Below are 16,536 nucleotides of genomic sequence, written 5' to 3'. Positions count from 1 at the left end.
CGGACGTCGGCTTCGAGCAGGTGCTGCTGATGATGAACCCGCTCGTCACTTCCGTTGCGGAGGTGTTCGATACGTACTCGTATACGCAGGGCATTCTCAAAGGGCAGATTAGCGTCGGGGTGACGGTGGGCATGTTTAAGGGAGTTGTCGGCTTCATTCTTGTGATGGGCTCCAACTATGTAGTCAAAAAGCTCGGGCACGAAGGGATTTACTGAGGAAGGAGGCGGATCTGAAATGAGCTTTGCCGCACGTAAAAAGCTGGAGCTGTTTGACTATGTCAATTATACGCTCCTCGCTGTGATCTCGTTAATTTGTATATTTCCGTTTCTGTATGTGTTCAGCGTTTCGTTCACGGACCCCAAAGCGTATGTGCCGCTGCAATTTTATATCGTTCCGGAGCAATGGTCGCTGTCGGCCTACAAATACATTTTGTCGACGAACAGCTTTCTCCATGCACTGAAAAGCACCGTGTTCATCACGATCGCAGGTACGGCGCTCAATCTGGTCGTATCGTTCACTCTGGCGTACGCCTTGACCAAAAAAACGATGCCCGGACGCGGATGGATGCTGAGCGCCGTCATCTTCACTCTCGTCTTTCATGCGGGGATCGTACCCGGCTATCTTCTCGTCAAGCAGCTCGGGCTGCTGAACTCGTATGGAGCGCTAATCTGGCCTGCGCTGACGAATGCTTGGAGCTTGATCGTGATCAAGAGCTTTCTGGAATCGCTGCCCCCGGAGCTGGAGGATTCCGCCCGGATCGACGGTTGCTCGGACCTGGGCGTGTTCCTGAGAATCGTTATCCCGCTGTCGCTTCCCGCCGTCGCGGCATTTACGCTGTTTTTTGCCGTATCGCATTGGAATACGTACTTCAACGCCTTGATCTACATTTCGGATTCGAAAAAGTGGACCCTGCAGGTGCTGGTAAAAACATTGGTCATCGATTCGGACTCGATTGGGGTCGGCCAATCCGGCGGGGACGACCGGCTCGTGCCCCAAGAGACGATCCGCATGGCCTCCATCATGCTGGCGATGGCTCCGATTCTGATCGTATATCCTTTTTTGCAAAAGCATTTCGCCAAAGGCGTTATGCTCGGATCCGTCAAGGGCTGACCCTTTGAGAGAGAAACAAGCGAAATCCTTGCTGTAAGCTACAAAATAAGCTGCGGCCGCCGGCCCAACCGATGCCGGCGCAGCCATCCGGGAGGAAATGATGAGCCGTTCAACGAAAGCATGGTGGCAGAAGCCGCTTCGCGTTATTCAACCGAATCTTCAGGTAAGAGATACGGATCGGATTGATCCAGAGCGACTTGCGTCGCAAATGAAGGCGATGGGAGCGAACACGATCGTCTTTAATGTCGGAGGGATTTATGCCTGGTATCCTACCCAGGTAAAGCATCATACGGTGAATGAATATTTGCCTTCATCCTTCGATTTGCTGCAGGAGGTTATTGAGGCATGCCATAAGCACAATATTCGGTTTATTGCACGTTTTGACTTCAGTAAGGCGGAAGACTCGGTATATTTGCAGCGGCCGGAATGGTTCGCCAGACAGCGGTCGGGCGAACCGGTCACCATCGGGGGAGGCCGGCCCGGGAAATGGTCGCTGCTGATGTCAACCTGCATCAACAGCGCATACCGTTACGAGGCGGTAGCCGCACCGGTACTGAAGGAAGTGCTCGGCCGGTACGATATTGACGGCATCTTCTTCAATGCTCCGGGCTATGTCGCGTGCCACTGCGAAGGCTGCCGCCGAAAATACAAAGGAATTTACGGGCAGGAGCTTCCGGAGGAGGCGAAGGCTTTCGCTTCGGATTGGGCTTCCGTCTGTATGCGCGACAACATGGATCATCTGTATCAGCTGATCAAGCAGACGAGAGCGGAAGTGCCGATGATTCTGTACTACAATTTGTACAGGGATAATCTGTTTGATCGGGAACAGACGACCGATATGCTGTGTACGGAGCCGCAGGACATTTTGTCGCTTGGCCATCATCACATCCCCGAGTTCTGGAAGCCGGCGCTCAGCATGAAGCTGGGCCGGTCCTTGCCGGAACGTCCGGTTCCGTTCGGTATCGTGCACTCGAGTCCTGGAATGGATTGGCGCCATACGGGATTGCCCCCGGCGGAATACCGGTTCTGGCTTTCACAGATTCCTGCGCACGGGGGCAGCATCTGGCATTCCTTGACGGGGATTCCCGATACCATAGGGGATAAGCGCATTATCGATGTCGTGTCCGACTTCAATCACCGCGTCGAAAAGGTCGAGACGTATATGGAGGATGCGGTGAGCGTAGCACAGGTCGCCCTGATGTGGACGGCTGATGCCGCTGCGGAGGGCTGGGCCGACGGGCTTATTAATCGCCAAATTTTGTTCGATGTGCTGCTCCGGGAGCAGGCTACACCGGAAAGATTGAAGCCCTATAAAGCGGTCATTTTCCCTGAAGGGGTGAAGCTGACAGAAGCATTGATGAATGCGGTTACAGACTATGTAAAGGACGGCGGGTATCTTCTTATAGAAGGGGCGCTGCCTGACTGCAGGGAGCTCTGCGACCTGCTCGGGATCGCGGATGATGTCCAACCGAGCGAGCCGTTGACGGCTGCGTATTTGAGGTTCGAGGCGGGGGACAACCCGCTGCAGAAGGAATTGGAGCAGACCGAGCTGATCGCGCTGCGCGGTAAGGTGGTCTACACCCGGCCGGTCGGCGGGCGCACGAGGGTGCTCGCTACACTGGTGCCGCCCTTCTCTCCTTTGGATGGCGTAGGCGCTCCGCCGGAGCGTGCCTCTCTCCCGGTTACACATACGGACCTGCCGCTTGCGGTATGGTCGGAAGCGGGGAAGGGCCGCACCATGTACCTGCCGTTTTCCCTCAGCCATCTGATCAATGAATACAAGCTGGGAGAGCATTATCAATTGCTGTCCAACGCGATTCATATGGCCTTAGGAGAAGACAGCCTGCTGGAAGTGAGCCACTACCAGGGACTGCAGGTGACGGCCTTTGTTAAGAACGGCTCCTATGCGATCCATCTGGTCAATGGAGCGGGAAGACGTCCCTTGACCAACCTGCTTCCGCTCCATGAGCTGGAGCTGAGGCTGCGCTGGAATGGACAGCAGGTAAGCGAAGTGCGCGGGCTGATCACCGGGGAGCAGCTCCGGTATGAAGTGAAGGAAGGGAAGCTTGTGATCCAGGTGCCCCGCTTGAACATATGGGAATGCGTATGGATTGCATGCGAATAAGGAATATCGATTTCGGCAAGACGAGATGAATTGAGGGGGAAGCCAAATGAAATCGTTCAAACCATGGGGAGCAGGCATATCGGGATTGGTGGCTTTGTCTTTGGCAGCGGGCTGCTCAGGAAGCAACACAGCCGGTCAGAGTCCGTCCGCAGGACAGCCGGATGCCAAGGCGCCGCTTTCGATTAAAATTTTTGCCGGGCTGTACAACGAAGTGCCGGATATGAACAACGCTTACTGGACCGAGTGGCAAAAAAGAACGAATACCAAGCTTGACATCGAATGGGTGCCCGACGGGGATTTGAAGACAAAGGCGGATCTGCTCTTTGCCTCCGCCGATCTTCCGGAAGTGGTCGCTTCGCCCGATTCCACTTGGCCGACATTGAGAAGCGCGATCAAGAACGGCGCCTTCTGGGATCTGACGCCTTTCTTGGGCGACTTGAGCGAATACCCGAACCTGAAAAAAAATATGGCGCCGGACTGGCAAAAATATTTGTCGGTGGACGGCAAAATTTATGCGGTGCCCCGATCCCGTTCCCGTATCGATAACGGGATCAAAATTCGCAGGGACTGGCTGGATAAGCTGGGCATCCCCGTACCGAAAACGCTGGATGAGTATGCTGCCGCATTAAAGAAAATGATCGACAGCGACCCGGACGGCAACGGCAAGAAGGATACGCTCGGACTGATCGGCCACGGGGTGATTATTAACGACGGCGATGATGCCTTTGCGGCCGGCTTTGGCGCATTGGATCCTACGTATAACAGCGAAGGGGGCATGATCGATAAACGGCTGACGCCTCAGTACACCGAGATGGTGAACTGGTTCCGAGGCTTGTATTCGGACGGCATCTTGTCCAAGGAATTCGCCGTAATGAAGAAGACGCAGGCCGAGGAGCTCTACAAAACGGGCAGAGCGGCCTCCTATGCGCGAAGCGTCTGGTGGGATAAGGAATATGAGGATTCGATCAACAAAATGCAGCCGAATTCCAAAATATTGAATCTATCGCTCAAAGGGCCGAAGGGAGACGCCATCGTCCTGTCGACCGGCGTATCCGGAGGCTACTATATTTCCAAGAAGGTGCCGGAGGCGAAGGTGAAGCAGCTGCTGAAATATTTTGATTTCACGGCATCCGATGAAATAACCGATTTTGCCTACTACGGTATCGAAGGTGTTCATTACAAAAATGTCGGCGGTCAAAAGGTGCTGACGGAGCAAGGCATCAAGGAAGTGAATACGACCAGCAAGGGCGCGGGGGTTCTCGCCTATGCCAAATGGGGCAAGGTGGAGAGCGCTTCCGGAGATAAAGCCTATAACGACGCGAAGAAAAAAGAAGTCGAGGCTTACGACACGATCGGGAAGGTCGATCCGTTCCGTTACGTATACTCCCCAACTTTTAACAGCATTTGGCCAAAGTACGAGAGTGAATTCAAATCGATGGTAACTAAAGCGATCGTCGGGCAAATTTCGATGGACGAATATAAAGCTTATGTGGAGAAGCTCGGCAATTTGCCGGAAATGAAGAAAGCATTCGCTGAAAATGCCGAGGCCTATAAGGAATTTAATAAAAAATAATGGAGCGTGCTGCCGTACCCTGGAAAGGGCCCGCGGCAGCACTTCCCGAGTTACAGGAGGGAGGGTGGGCATGGCCTGGTGGACGACGAATCGGATGCGGCTCATCCAGAACAATCTTCGCGAGAGCGATGCAAATCTGGATGTGGAGCGGTCCATTGAGGAACTGAAGAAGCTTTCCGCCAACGTATGGATGATCAATGCCGGCGGCATTGTCGCCTTTTATCCGACGCAGCTTGAATACCATTACCGCGCGGCCGGTCAGCAGAAGGATTTGCTCGCGGAAGCGGTGGAGAAGGCGCACGCCAATGGGATCAAGCTCATGGCCCGGTTCGATTTCAGCAAAGCGCACGAGGACGTGTTTCACCGGCGTCCGGAATGGTTTTACCGGACCCGGGAGGGCAGGGAAGTGAACTATCACGGCATCGTGCATACGTGCATTAACGGAGCCTATCAAAGGGAATATGCACTCCATATTGTTGATGAAGTCATCTCCACCTATGAGGTAGACGGCATTTTCTTCAACATGTTCGGGTACCAGACACGCGATTACAGCGGCAGGCACTACGGTATCTGCTTTTGCGACAGCTGCAGGGTCCGCTTTCGCGAGTATAGCGGTCTTGCGCTGCCGGATTCGGAAAGCCCCGATGATCCGGTGTACCGGCAGTATAAGCAGTTTCAGGAGACAACGACGAAAGAGATGCTCGACCGCATTCACGCGTTGGTGAAGAGTAGAAGAGACGATATAGCGATCTCGACCTACAACGAGAACAAGGTGGATATTGTCCGCAAGGAATCGAACACCGATATTCATCGCCCGCATCCGGTCTGGCTGTACTCCGCTTCGGAAAATGTGCAGTCCGTAGAGGACTCGTGGGATGACAAGTGCGTCAGCAACTGCAGCATTAATGCGATCGATCTGGTTCACCGATTCACGGGCGTATCTGAGCATGAGATTCAGATTCGGTTGAAGGAAAGCCTGGCAAGCGGATCTGGACTCGATTTCTGCATCATTGGCGTGTTCGATGATTATCCCGATCGGGCGAATTTGCCTGCCGTCGCTGACATCTATAGGTTCCATCGGGAGAACGAATCGTGGTACGGCCGGTTCCAATCGATGTCGGGTATCGCACTGATTAAGCCGGGCGTCACGCAGCAGTCAGCTATGAAAGAGTACTTCGGCGTATACAAAATGCTAAAAGAGGAGCACCTGCTGTTTGATGTGATTCATCAGCACACGCTTGCCGAAGCGGGAGAGAGGCTGTCGGCGTATAAAGCCGTTCTGATTCCGGGCATCACCCACTTCTCGGAAAAGGAACTGCGGGTGTTAGGGCAAGCGCAGCATCAGGGAGCCTGTCTGCTTGGTACAGGCGGGGCATTTACCGGGGATGAGGCCGGCCGCAGGTTTTTGGAAGCATCGTTCGGACTCACCTATCAGTCGGTGCATGATTACAGGCAGGAAGCCGTGTATTTCCACACGGCGGACAAGAAGCTGTTCAGGCGGTTCCCGGACCGCGACTGGATTTTCCTCGACGGTCCGTATTACCGGGCAGCGGCGGGCGCATTGACGGTTCGGCAGCTCCCGATGGTCGAGCCCGCCACCTACGGGCCTCCCGAACGCGCCTTCGGGCATCGGCTGTCAGAGCAGGCCGAAGGCGCATGGCTTCAGGATGTGGGGAACCGGAAGGCGGTGTACGTTCCATGGCACGCCGGCGAGCTGTATTACAAGCATGGCTATGCCGACCATAAGCATGTGCTGCTTGATCTTCTGGAGCATGTGGCCGGGGAACCCTGCATCTTGAAGACGAATGCTCCGCCACAGATCGAGTTGTTTTTCCACCGGTTGGATGATACTACCTTGATACTCCATCTTCTCAATCTTTCGGGCTTCAATGGGGTGACATACGGCATACCTATACCCGTGTACGGGATCGAGGTTGCTCTGAAGGGGCTGGGGCCTGTACGGGAAGTGATGGAATTGACGAAGCAATCCAAAGTCAACTTCTGTAGCGCTGACGGGACTTCCACCATTCAAGTGGAGGCTGTGGCCGATTTTGCTGCGATCGTGATCAAATTATAGAGAGGAAGGGGAACCATGGAGAAGCTCGGTTTTATTGGTTTGGGCCATATGGGTCTGCCGATGGCACGGAATTTATTGAAGACAGGCAGGGAAGTGTACGGCTTGAACCGGAGCAAGGGGGCGGAGCAGCGCTTCGTTGAGGCGGGCGGCAGGGCAGGAGGCTCGATCGCAGAGCTGACCCGCGAGGCCGATGTGGTTATGACCTGCTTGCCTATGCCGCAGGACGTGGAGGCGGTCTATTTGGGGGACAACGGCATCGTACAGCATGGGAAAGAGGGGCAGGTTCTGATCGACTTTAGCACGGTGTCCCCCGGTGTCGTCAGGAAGGTTGCCGCCGCCGCCGAGCGGAAGGGAATGGCGTTCCTGGATGCGCCGGTCAGCGGAGGCACGGTGGGTGCGGAGACGGGGACGTTAAGCATCATGGCAGGGGGGAAGCCGGAGATTTTTGCCCGGGTGAAGCCGGTGCTCGAAGCGCTGGGCCAAAACATTTACCATGTCGGCGAGGTCGGCAGCGGGACGATAGTCAAGCTGATCAATCAATTGATGGTCGGCATTCATACCCAGGCCGCAAGCGAGGCGCTCGTTCTGGGGCAGCAGCTCGGTATCGATTCGGATACGCTGTTCCCGATATTGAATGCAAGCTTTGCGCAGAGCCGGATACTGGAACGCCATTATGTCCAGTATGTCGCCAAGGGCCGGTTCGAGGCGGGATTTGCAATCAAGCTGCTGCATAAAGACTTGTCTCTGGTCAATCAGATGGCGGACGAACAGCAGGTAGAGCTTGCGCTGGGCCGTCAGGCTTTAAGTCTGTTGAGCGAAGCAAGCCAGACCGAGCTGGCGGGGAAGGATATGTCGGCCATGTTCCTATATCAGCAATCGAAGCTTTTGGAGGCGAATGAGGGATGAAATATTTTGCGGTGTTTTTACCTATGCTGGATCAGGAAAAGAGCGGACTTTACCGGGAGCAGCACCTCGCTTATTTGGACCAAAGACGGAGCGAAGGAAGGATCTTTGCCAACGGGCGCTTTGCGGACGGCTGGGGAGGACTTGTTATTTATAAGGCTGATGCGTACGATCACGTAAAGCAGATGGTGGAAGAGGATCCGTATGTCATGTTGAAGGCGAGAAGCTATGAAATTCATGAGTGGGAGATTGTGATTGCCCGCACATGAGAAGGAAAGGGGTTCACAGCCCATGGCTGGCTGTAATGACTCTGCGGCTGCTAGCGGCACGCGAGAGTTTACATTCAGCCGACCTAAGAGGCGTCCATTTGTCATCTTCGATGACCTTTGCGACGGCCTCTTTTTTCTCGTGCGCCTTGTCCGACGGATTTCAGACAAATGGCATTTTATGCGCTTCCGATCTATATACATAAAGTATTCATAGGAAGCTGTCATGCTAGTGAAGTCGGAATCAGGGAGGTGCTTGGACTATGCTTCATATTGTGGCCTGTATAAAACAGGTGCCGGATACGAAGATCATCAAGATGAACCCGAAGACGAATACGATGGACCGGGCCAGCGCGCCGGCTATTCTAAATCCTTATGACGCCCATGCGGTCGAGGAGGCGGTGCGGCTGAAAAAAAGGTACGGCGGCACCGTATCCGTGCTTACGATGGGTCCGCCGCCGGCGGTGAAGGCCATCAAGAAATGTATCGAGATCGGCGCAGATGAAGGCTATATGATCTCGGACCGGGCTTTTGCAGGCGCAGATACGCTCGCAACGAGCTATGCGCTGACCAAGGCGATTGACAAAATCGCAAAGATGCAGCCCGTGGATTTGATTATTTGCGGCAAAATGACAATCGACGGGGATACCGGCCAGGTGGGCCCGGGCATTGCCAGACGGCTGGACATCCCTCCGTTGACATCGGTCAACAAGGTAGTCGAGGTGAACCGTGCCGACGGCTTCGCTGTCGTCCACCGCAAGCTGGAGGACGGCTATGAGGTGATCCGGTCGACGCTGCCTTGCCTGCTATCGGTAGAGAAGGAGATTAACGAGGTGCCGTATTCGACGATGCCGGACATGATCAGGGCGGCGCGCTACCAGCCGCATATTTGGTCGGTCAACGATCTGGAGGATGTGGATCGCGCGCAGCTTGGGCTGAAGGGATCGCCGACGATCGTTTCCTCCGTGTGGGCTCCGCAGAAGCCGCAGGGCGGCACGATGCTGGACGGCGACCCGCTGCAGCAGGTGGAACAGCTGCTCGGTATTCTGATGGACAAAAAAGAGCTGTTTGCGGCTAGGGGTGAACGATCATGAGTTTTGACGATTACCGTGGCATATGGGTGTTTATCGAGGTGAAGGACGGGCGCGTGGCTCCGGTGTCGCTTGAGCTGCTCGGCGCAGGACGGCAGCTTGCGGATAAACGCAAGACGGAGCTGGCCGGGGTGTTGATCGGTGACCAGGTGAAACCGCTTGCCGATACGGTGTTCACTTACGGTGCGGATGTGCTGTACGTGTATGATGCGCCGATATTCAAGCATTACCGCACGGAGACGTACATGAAAGCGCTGCTGGCCTGCACGGAGAAATACAAGCCGGAAATTATTTTGTACGGGGCTACCTCGACGGGCAAGGATCTGGCCAGCGCGGTTGCCACCGACCTGCCTACGGGGTTGACGGCGGATACGACGATTCTGGACGTTGAGGAGGACACCGGCCTGCTGCTGGCAAGCCGTCCGGCCTTCGGCGGGAACATTATGGCGACGATTCTGTGTAAAAAATACCGGCCGCAAATGGCTACCGTTCGTCCGAAGGTGATGAAAGCGCTATCTCCGGTGCCTGGCAGAGTGGGGCGGCTGATCGAGGAAGCGATCCCGCTGGAGGAGGAGGACGTCCGCACGAAGGTGCTGGACATTGTCCGCGCGACGACAGCGAAGGTGCGGATCGATGAGGCCGACGTCATCGTCGCCGGCGGCAAAGGCATGGGCAGCCCTGGCGGCTTTCAGCTGATACACCAGCTGGCGGCCGTGCTGGGCGCAGCCGTCGGCGCGAGCCGCGACGTGGTGGAGGCGGGCTGGATCGAGCACCACCACCAGGTGGGGCAGACGGGACTGACGGTAACGCCGAAGGTGTATTTTGCGATCGGGATTTCCGGAGCGATTCAGCATATTGTCGGCATGCAGAATTCAGGGCTGATTATCGCCATCAATAAGGACCCGAGCGCCGCCATATTCCAGTCCTGTCATTATGGCATTGTCGGGGATGCGTTCGAGATTGTGCCGCTGTTGATCGGCCAATTCCAGGCCACGCTGGACGCGTTGGCAGGGGAGGGTACCGAGCCCTTGACAGGCAGCGCAGCCGACTCCGACTGGGAGACGGACACGGCGGAGGAAGCGGACGATGCGGCGCAAACGGTCAACGGCGTGGAGGTAGCTATGGCCGATTCCGACGGCAGCGCGAACAAGCTGGAATCGGGGGGAGCGGGTACGCCAGCGGAATCGGCAGCCTCACTGGAGGCAGCAGGAGCGGGTGCGCCGGTAGATTCGGCAGCCTCACTGGAGGCCGCGGGAACGGGTGCGTCGGTGAGTTCGGCCCCATCGCTGGAAGCGGCGGAATCAGCAGCGGCAGCCAAGGCAGCCGCCCAATCAGCTGAGCCCACCGACCCTTCCCCAGCGGCGGATTCAGGTACCAAGACTGATGCAATAGGCGGAAAGGAAGACGAGCATGTCCGAAAAATTTGATTGTATCGTCGTCGGGGCAGGCCCCGCAGGGATTGCCTGCGCCTACGAGCTGGCCAAGGCGGGCGTTCATGTGCTGCTGCTGGAGAGAGGCGAATACCCCGGCTCCAAAAATGTCATGGGCGGCGTGCTGTACCGGCAGATGATGGAGGACATCATCCCGGATTTCCACAAGGAGGCACCGCTGGAGCGGCCTATTGTGGAGCAGCGCTTTATGATGCTCGACAAGGAATCCGCGCTCACCTTCGGCTACAAGGGCATGGAATGGGCACGAGAGCCGTATAACAATTTCACGGTGCTGCGGGCCAAGTTCGACCAATGGTTCGCGCAGAAAGCCGTGGATCAAGGCGCGCTGTTGATCAACGAGACGGTGGCGCTCGAATGCATCGTAGAGGACGGACGCGTCGTCGGGGTCCGGACGGACCGCCCGGATGGCGACTTGTACGCCGATGTGGTCGTGCTCGCCGACGGGGTCAATTCGCTGCTTGCGAAGTCGCTTGGATTCCATCAGGAATTCAAGCCTGACGAGGTGGCTCTCGCTACGATGGAAATCATTAAGGTTGACCGGAAGGTGATCGAGGACCGTTTCAACCTGGAGGCGGATCAAGGCTGTACCATCGAGCTGTTCGGTGATGCGACCAAGGGCATCCTCGGCACCGGCTTCCTCTATACGAATAAAGATACGCTGAGTATCGGCGTCGGTACCTTGCTGTCCGGCTTGATCAAGCACAAGATCAAGCCCTACGAGCTGCTGGAATATGTGAAGCAGCACCCGATGATCCGGCCCTATCTGCAGGGCGGCGAGCAGCAGGAGTATTTGGCTCACCTCATCCCGGAGGGCGGTTACCACTCGATGCCGAAGGTCGTGGGCCCGGGCGTACTGGTGGCCGGGGATGCCGCGCAGCTTGTGAACGCCATTCACCGTGAGGGCTCGAACATGGCGATGACGTCGGGGCGTCTCGCCGCCGAGACGATTGTGCTGGCGAAGCAGGCAGGCGATTATTCCGAGCGGACGCTGGATCATTACCGGCAGCGGCTGATGGACAGCTTCGTCGGGCAGGATTTGAAAAAGTACAAGGATGCAACGCATCATTTTGACAAATTCCCGCAGTACTTCGATCAGTACATCCCGATGATGAACCGGGCGGCGAGCCAAATGTTTACTGTGGACGGCACCTCCAAAAGGCAGAAGCAGAAAAAGATTTGGCAGGACATCGGCTCGATGAAGGATAAGCTGAAAATTGCCCGGGACGTGTACCGGGTGTGGAAGGTGATGAAGTAATGAGCGAGCAGGCGCAAGCGCAAACGAAAGGGCAGACCAAAGGCCAGTCGATCGAGGAGAAGCAGTATCTTCTTCGCTTTAATGCCGATACGAAGTCGCATCTTACCGTTTTGAGCGCAGACGTATGCCTGAATCAATGTCCTGATAAAATTTGCACGATCTTTTGCCCGGCGGAAGTATACAAATGGGAGCAAATACGGATGCATGTTGGCTATGAGGGGTGCCATGAGTGCGGGAGCTGCCGGATCGGCTGTCCCCACCAGAATATCAAATGGGAATATCCGAAGGGTGGTCACGGAATCGTCTTCAGATTGGGGTGATTCGAATGTTGGAGATCGGGGACAGTGTCATATTTATTCGGGACGGCGCACGGGGCATTATTCTGGAAGTGAAGGAGAACCTGTATCACATCATCTGGGAGGATCATTTCGCCAGCTGGGAGCGGGAGGAGCTGCTGGAAAAGGTGCAGCAGTAAAGCGGATTCGGTGCGGACTCAGGGCAGAAACCACGCCATGACAAGTACATTTCCGACGTTATTCAACCAAGTACATTAAGGGCTAGCCTCACTTAGAGGCAGCCCTTCTTTTTGTTATTCGGTGCCGGCGCCCTTGAGAGGGATGATACCGCCAAATGAGCCGGAGCAAGGCGATATTCAATGCGTAGACAAGCACGTAGGTGGGGAAGGAATAGGCCAAGCTCCAGTTGTTATAGGTAAACACACGGAAATACACCGACATTTTCTCAAGCAATGTTGTGATGATTGCGCATGCCAGCAGGTACAGCACCAGCTTCCCGTCGCGAAAGCGAAAGCGGTCGTATCCGTAAAGCAGCATAAACCCGGCGGGCGGATAAGTGAAAAGATAGAGCAGCAGGTCAAACCATTCATACTCGTTATAATCATTCACTTTGTACAAATCGTAGGGAGGCTTCCCGATGATGAAATCGGTCGTTTGCGCTAAAAACACGTTCAATAACCAGATCGTAACCAAGGTGAACCCTGTAAAACGCCGTGGCAGCGCCAGCCAAACGCACCAAATACATACGCTGGCTGCAATAATGAACCATTCGTTCGCATCGAATGCGGCCGGAGGATACAGGATCATAGGCCGGCCACCCCTTCCTTACGCATCCGGCTGCGCAGCAACGTCAAGTAGCCCCAAAGGACAAGCAATATCATGACATATCTTATGAGGGAGTAAAGAACGTTCCAGTGCAGGGCTTCAATAAAGCCTGCCTTGTTTATTCCCACGTCTACAGAGGTCATCAGCAATAAAACCGCTGCAACAAGCGCTATTTTACCTCCGGGATGGTACTTATCGGACAGCAGCAGAAGCAGTGCCCACAGAAGCAGGACAGGCATACAAAAAAGTCCGGGCAGCTTGACCGACCAGAAGGACTGCCAGGTTAGGGCCGGTCTAACGTAATGGAGATTAAGCGAAATGACGGTAAAGGACTGCTGCATCAATGCTGTTCCGGCAAAATAACCATGGAGCAGCAGCAGCGGCTGCATGCGCTTTCTCAGCAAACCAAGGGATGCGAGACAAACGATACAAACGAACAAGGAGATTAAAAAGTAGACCGTTAACATACGGAAGGGCTCCCAATCATTGGAATGGATGCGCATAGTATGTGACAACGATACGGTCGTTATACGGATGGAGACGGGGTTTCTACCGGCGAAACCGGCTGCGGTAATGCGTCGCCGTTTCCTGCATATGCTTCGTAAACTGTCTAGTAAAATAATGAATAGAGGAGAACCCGAGCTGATGGGCTATTTCGGTAACCGGCAGGTCCGTTTCCCTTAGCCATGTTTTGGCGCGGTCCAGCTTCACCTTCAGCTCATACGCATGAGGGCTGGTTCCCGTTTGCTTGCGAAACAGCTCGTATAAATAAGCGGTGCTGATCCCAAGGCGCCCCGCCCAATCCGTGACCGTGAAGGGGGCTCCGTCCCCCGCCTCCAGCCACTGCATCAGCTTTGCGATACGCGGATCGTAGAAGCTGGGGGTAGGCTTCATGGTGTATTGCATGTAGGGGATCAGAAAAGCCTCGAACCGTGCCCGAAGCAATATATCCGTGCCGATAAACGGCTCGGGGAACAGTCGGATCACCGACAGCAGCGAGTCCATCCATTCGGCATGGCGGGGAGGCCGGCTGTGTACAGGCAGAGTGATGGCTTCGGCAAACGATACTTTAACCGCACGGAGAGCCGGATCGATGCCCTTCAGATCATGGGTGTTCAAATGCTTGTCTCCCTTCTGCTTTGGTGTGGAGGGGGACAGCAGATCCACATAGACCGACGCATGAACCATAGGCTCCTGCGGGTCGGCATGAAAGGCGTGGATACGCCCCGGCTCGATGATAAAAAGATCGTAAGGCTCCGCGGCATACGCCTCCCCGTCGATCAAGACGGTTCCCCGCCCTGCCGTAATCCAGGTAAAAGCATACACGTAAGGGAAACGCGGCGGGACGTTCTGTCCCGGCTTGAACGGATAAAAGGAAGCGCCGACGACACGGGAGCGCAGCTCCGATAAAGAGATTTGCTGCGTATAGGACATAGGGGAAGATGACCTCCGGTTCAGGGGATGTCCTGTCGGACATCGTTCTTTTGAATGTAGACTATCATGCGGATGTCGCGATGGCAATCGGAAGCTGGATAAAAATGATCCTCCAATCGTGCAAATCGTAGACAAAGAGATAAATCCAGAGGAAGGCAGCGTTGATATAATAAAATCATGAATTTGAAGAAGAGGGAACCGTTTGCATTGGCTGCTGGCGATTGTTTATACAGTTGACTTGCGGACAAATCGGAATCTGGAGGGATAGAATCGTGAAACCGACATTTACCAAGACTGATTGGATAGGCTCGGCGTTTTCGGCTGTTCGAGGGACGGATGGCACAGAGCTTGCCGGGCTGCGTGTAATACCCCGCTGGCGGGGAAACACCGCCTCCTTTCGCCTCCATAACGAAGGGGCGCTGCCTGTTTCCGTTCAGGACATTGTGCTGCTGCAGGGCACCTGGCCTTTCGACGGGGACACCCCGTTCTATGGCGAAGGCTACAGCATGCTGTCCCAATACAACGGCACGATGGCCGAGCCGCTGCTGATCGGTGCCTACGACGACCACAAGCATTACAAGCTGCCGGAGACGGATGGCTTCTGTGCCGTATATAACTTCGCCCTGCTGTCACCGCAGTCTGACCGGCATGTGCTGATCGGCTTCACCTCCTGCCGAAGGTTTACGGGAGAGGTCCGGCTGGCCGACAGGCGATTCGAGCTGGTGCTCGATGGAGAGGGGCTGACGCTTGCACCTGGGGAGAGCTGGGAGCTGGAGGAACTGGCCGTGCTTGAGGGGAGCGACAGGGAAGCGCTGCTGCAGCAGTTTGCGGAATTCATTCAGAGCAACCATCCTCTTCTTGCTTCCCCCCGCGGAGTCCCAAGCGGCTGGTGCTCGTGGTACTGCTTCGGCCCGGCTGTGACGGAGCAGCATATTTTCGATAACCTCGGGGCGATCGGTACTCAGGTGCCGCAGCTGCGTTATATCCAGATCGATGACGGGTATCAGGCGCATATGGGCGACTGGCTGACGCCGGGAGCCTCCTTTAGCGACATGGAACGGCTGTGCAAGGAAATCAAGGCGGCAGGCTTCGAGCCGGCTATCTGGGTAGCACCGTTCATAGCCCAACGGGAATCGGAGCTGTTCCAAACCCATCCGGACTGGTTTATTCAGGATGAGGAGGGGCAGCCGTTGGCGTCGAACCGGATCTCCTTCGGCGGCTGGCGGCACGGGCCGTGGTACATGCTCGACGGCACTCACCCGGAGGCGAGGGCGTACCTCCGCATGGTATTCCGGACGATGCGCGAGGGGTGGGGCTGCCACTACTTCAAGCTGGACGCGAATATGTGGGGGGCGCTTCCGGGCGGGCGGCGTCATTTGCGTTCCGCGACGAAGGTCGAGGCGTACCGGATGGGGATGGAGGCAGTCCTCGAGGGCGCGGGGGCGGACAGCTTCCTGCTCGGCTGCAATGCTCCGATGTGGCCGTCCCTCGGTACGGTGCACGGGATGCGGGTGACCGGCGATATCAGCCGCAAATGGCCCATCTTCAAGAAGCTGGCTGCCGAAGGCTTCTCCCGCAATTGGCAGCATCAGCGATTGTGGGTAAACGATCCCGATTGCCTCGTGCTGGAAAATCGGGACATAAAGCTCGTCGATCCGGATGGTACCGTCCGCCGAGGGCCCTCATCCATTACACCCGATGAATTCGGGTTCCATGCGGCGTACATCATCGCCTCCGGGGGCATGGTGCTGTCCGGTGACGATGTGTGCGAACTGTCGGCCGCGGGACTGGCCGTCCTCCGCAAGGCGTTGACCACGCGCAATATCGCCGCGAGGTTCGACGACAGCAGCTTCCGCATCGGTCGCGTGCAGGAGCCGGACCGCGAGCTGCTCTGCCTGTTCAACTGGAGCGACGAGCCCTCCACGCTCGAGGTAGCCCTCCCTAAGCCGGTGCGGCTTGAAGATTTTTGGACCGGCGAGAGTCTGGGCTTTTACAGCGGAACGCTGACGGTCGCAGACATGGCGCCGCATTCGGGGCGCGTGCTCCTCGCTTTGACTTGAAGCGTTTGTATAAAAGCGTTGAAAAAACTTCCAAGAAGTAAGATGATAGAGTGGAAGCCCTTACAAAGAC

14 protein-coding genes and 2 pseudogenes are annotated in these 16,536 nt (G+C 55.9%); 13 read left to right on the top strand and 3 right to left on the bottom strand.

Annotation, left to right across the window (positions count from 1 at the left end; translation table 11 throughout):
- The 12 genes and pseudogenes from CF651_RS25170 to CF651_RS32525 form a co-directional block, all read left to right on the top strand.
- Window positions 1–215: pseudogene (locus tag CF651_RS25170) on the top strand (sugar ABC transporter permease); the annotation flags it as partial.
- A 19-nt stretch (window positions 216–234) separates the two neighbouring features.
- On the top strand, window positions 235–1,110 hold the full coding sequence (locus CF651_RS25165) for a carbohydrate ABC transporter permease (protein ID WP_094017637.1): 876 nt from the start codon (window positions 235–237) through the stop codon (window positions 1,108–1,110).
- 97 nt (window positions 1,111–1,207) lie between these two features.
- Window positions 1,208–3,235, top strand: a complete 2,028-nt coding sequence (locus CF651_RS25160; protein WP_245856146.1) for a family 10 glycosylhydrolase — start codon at window positions 1,208–1,210, stop codon at window positions 3,233–3,235.
- Between the two features lie 46 nt (window positions 3,236–3,281).
- The gene (locus CF651_RS25155; RefSeq protein WP_094017635.1) at window positions 3,282–4,808 is read left to right on the top strand and encodes a type 2 periplasmic-binding domain-containing protein; all 1,527 of its coding nucleotides are present in this window, start codon (window positions 3,282–3,284) and stop codon (window positions 4,806–4,808) included.
- A 70-nt stretch (window positions 4,809–4,878) separates the two neighbouring features.
- A complete protein-coding gene (locus CF651_RS25150) occupies window positions 4,879–6,885 on the top strand; it encodes an alpha-amylase family protein (RefSeq protein ID WP_094017634.1) in 2,007 nt (668 codons plus the stop codon).
- A gap of 15 nt (window positions 6,886–6,900) precedes the next feature.
- Window positions 6,901–7,791 (top strand): NAD(P)-dependent oxidoreductase, encoded by an 891-nt coding sequence (locus CF651_RS25145; protein WP_094017633.1) that lies wholly within the window; start codon window positions 6,901–6,903, stop codon window positions 7,789–7,791.
- The gene (locus CF651_RS25140; RefSeq protein ID WP_094017632.1) at window positions 7,788–8,057 is read left to right on the top strand and encodes a YciI family protein; all 270 of its coding nucleotides are present in this window, start codon (window positions 7,788–7,790) and stop codon (window positions 8,055–8,057) included. The genes CF651_RS25145 and CF651_RS25140 overlap by 4 nt, the downstream gene beginning before the upstream one ends.
- Window positions 8,058–8,317: 260 nt before the next feature.
- Entirely contained in the window at window positions 8,318–9,148 is an 831-nt protein-coding gene (locus CF651_RS25135) for an electron transfer flavoprotein subunit beta/FixA family protein (protein ID WP_094017631.1), read from the top strand.
- Window positions 9,145–10,149, top strand: a pseudogene (locus CF651_RS25130) (electron transfer flavoprotein subunit alpha/FixB family protein); the annotation flags it as partial. The gene CF651_RS25135 and the pseudogene CF651_RS25130, both read left to right, overlap by 4 nt.
- Window positions 10,150–10,555: 406 nt before the next feature.
- A complete protein-coding gene (locus tag CF651_RS25125) occupies window positions 10,556–11,851 on the top strand; it encodes an FAD-dependent oxidoreductase (protein ID WP_094017630.1) in 1,296 nt (431 codons plus the stop codon).
- Entirely contained in the window at window positions 11,851–12,171 is a 321-nt protein-coding gene (locus CF651_RS25120; RefSeq protein ID WP_094017629.1) for a ferredoxin family protein, read from the top strand. The genes CF651_RS25125 and CF651_RS25120 overlap by 1 nt, the downstream gene beginning before the upstream one ends.
- A gap of 5 nt (window positions 12,172–12,176) precedes the next feature.
- On the top strand, window positions 12,177–12,326 hold the full coding sequence (locus tag CF651_RS32525) for a hypothetical protein (protein ID WP_179232987.1): 150 nt from the start codon (window positions 12,177–12,179) through the stop codon (window positions 12,324–12,326).
- 88 nt (window positions 12,327–12,414) lie between these two features.
- On the opposite strand, the gene CF651_RS25115 is transcribed toward CF651_RS32525, so the two are convergent.
- The 3 genes from CF651_RS25115 to CF651_RS25105 form a co-directional block, all read right to left on the bottom strand.
- Entirely contained in the window at window positions 12,415–12,954 is a 540-nt protein-coding gene (locus CF651_RS25115; protein ID WP_094017628.1) for a hypothetical protein, read from the bottom strand.
- Window positions 12,951–13,439 carry a hypothetical protein gene (locus CF651_RS25110; protein ID WP_094017627.1) on the bottom strand — a complete coding sequence of 163 codons (489 nt, stop codon included), beginning with the start codon at window positions 13,437–13,439 and terminating at the stop codon, window positions 12,951–12,953. Before CF651_RS25110 ends, CF651_RS25115 begins: the two co-directional genes overlap by 4 nt.
- 82 nt (window positions 13,440–13,521) lie before the next feature.
- Window positions 13,522–14,406: an AraC family transcriptional regulator gene (locus CF651_RS25105; protein WP_094017626.1), complete on the bottom strand. Its 885-nt coding sequence runs from the start codon at window positions 14,404–14,406 to the stop codon at window positions 13,522–13,524.
- Window positions 14,407–14,678: 272 nt separating this feature from the next.
- Between CF651_RS25105 and CF651_RS25100 the strand changes: the two genes are divergently transcribed.
- Entirely contained in the window at window positions 14,679–16,466 is a 1,788-nt protein-coding gene (locus tag CF651_RS25100; protein ID WP_094017625.1) for a glycoside hydrolase family 36 protein, read from the top strand.
- Window positions 16,467–16,536: the final 70 nt, after the last annotated feature.

Origin of the sequence: Paenibacillus rigui, from assembly GCF_002234615.1 — a bacterium.
Taxonomy (GTDB): Bacteria; Bacillota; Bacilli; order Paenibacillales; family NBRC-103111; genus Paenibacillus_S; species Paenibacillus_S rigui.
The sequence above is the reverse complement of the archived record's forward strand: the minus strand, read 5'-3'. Positions and strand labels throughout refer to the sequence as shown.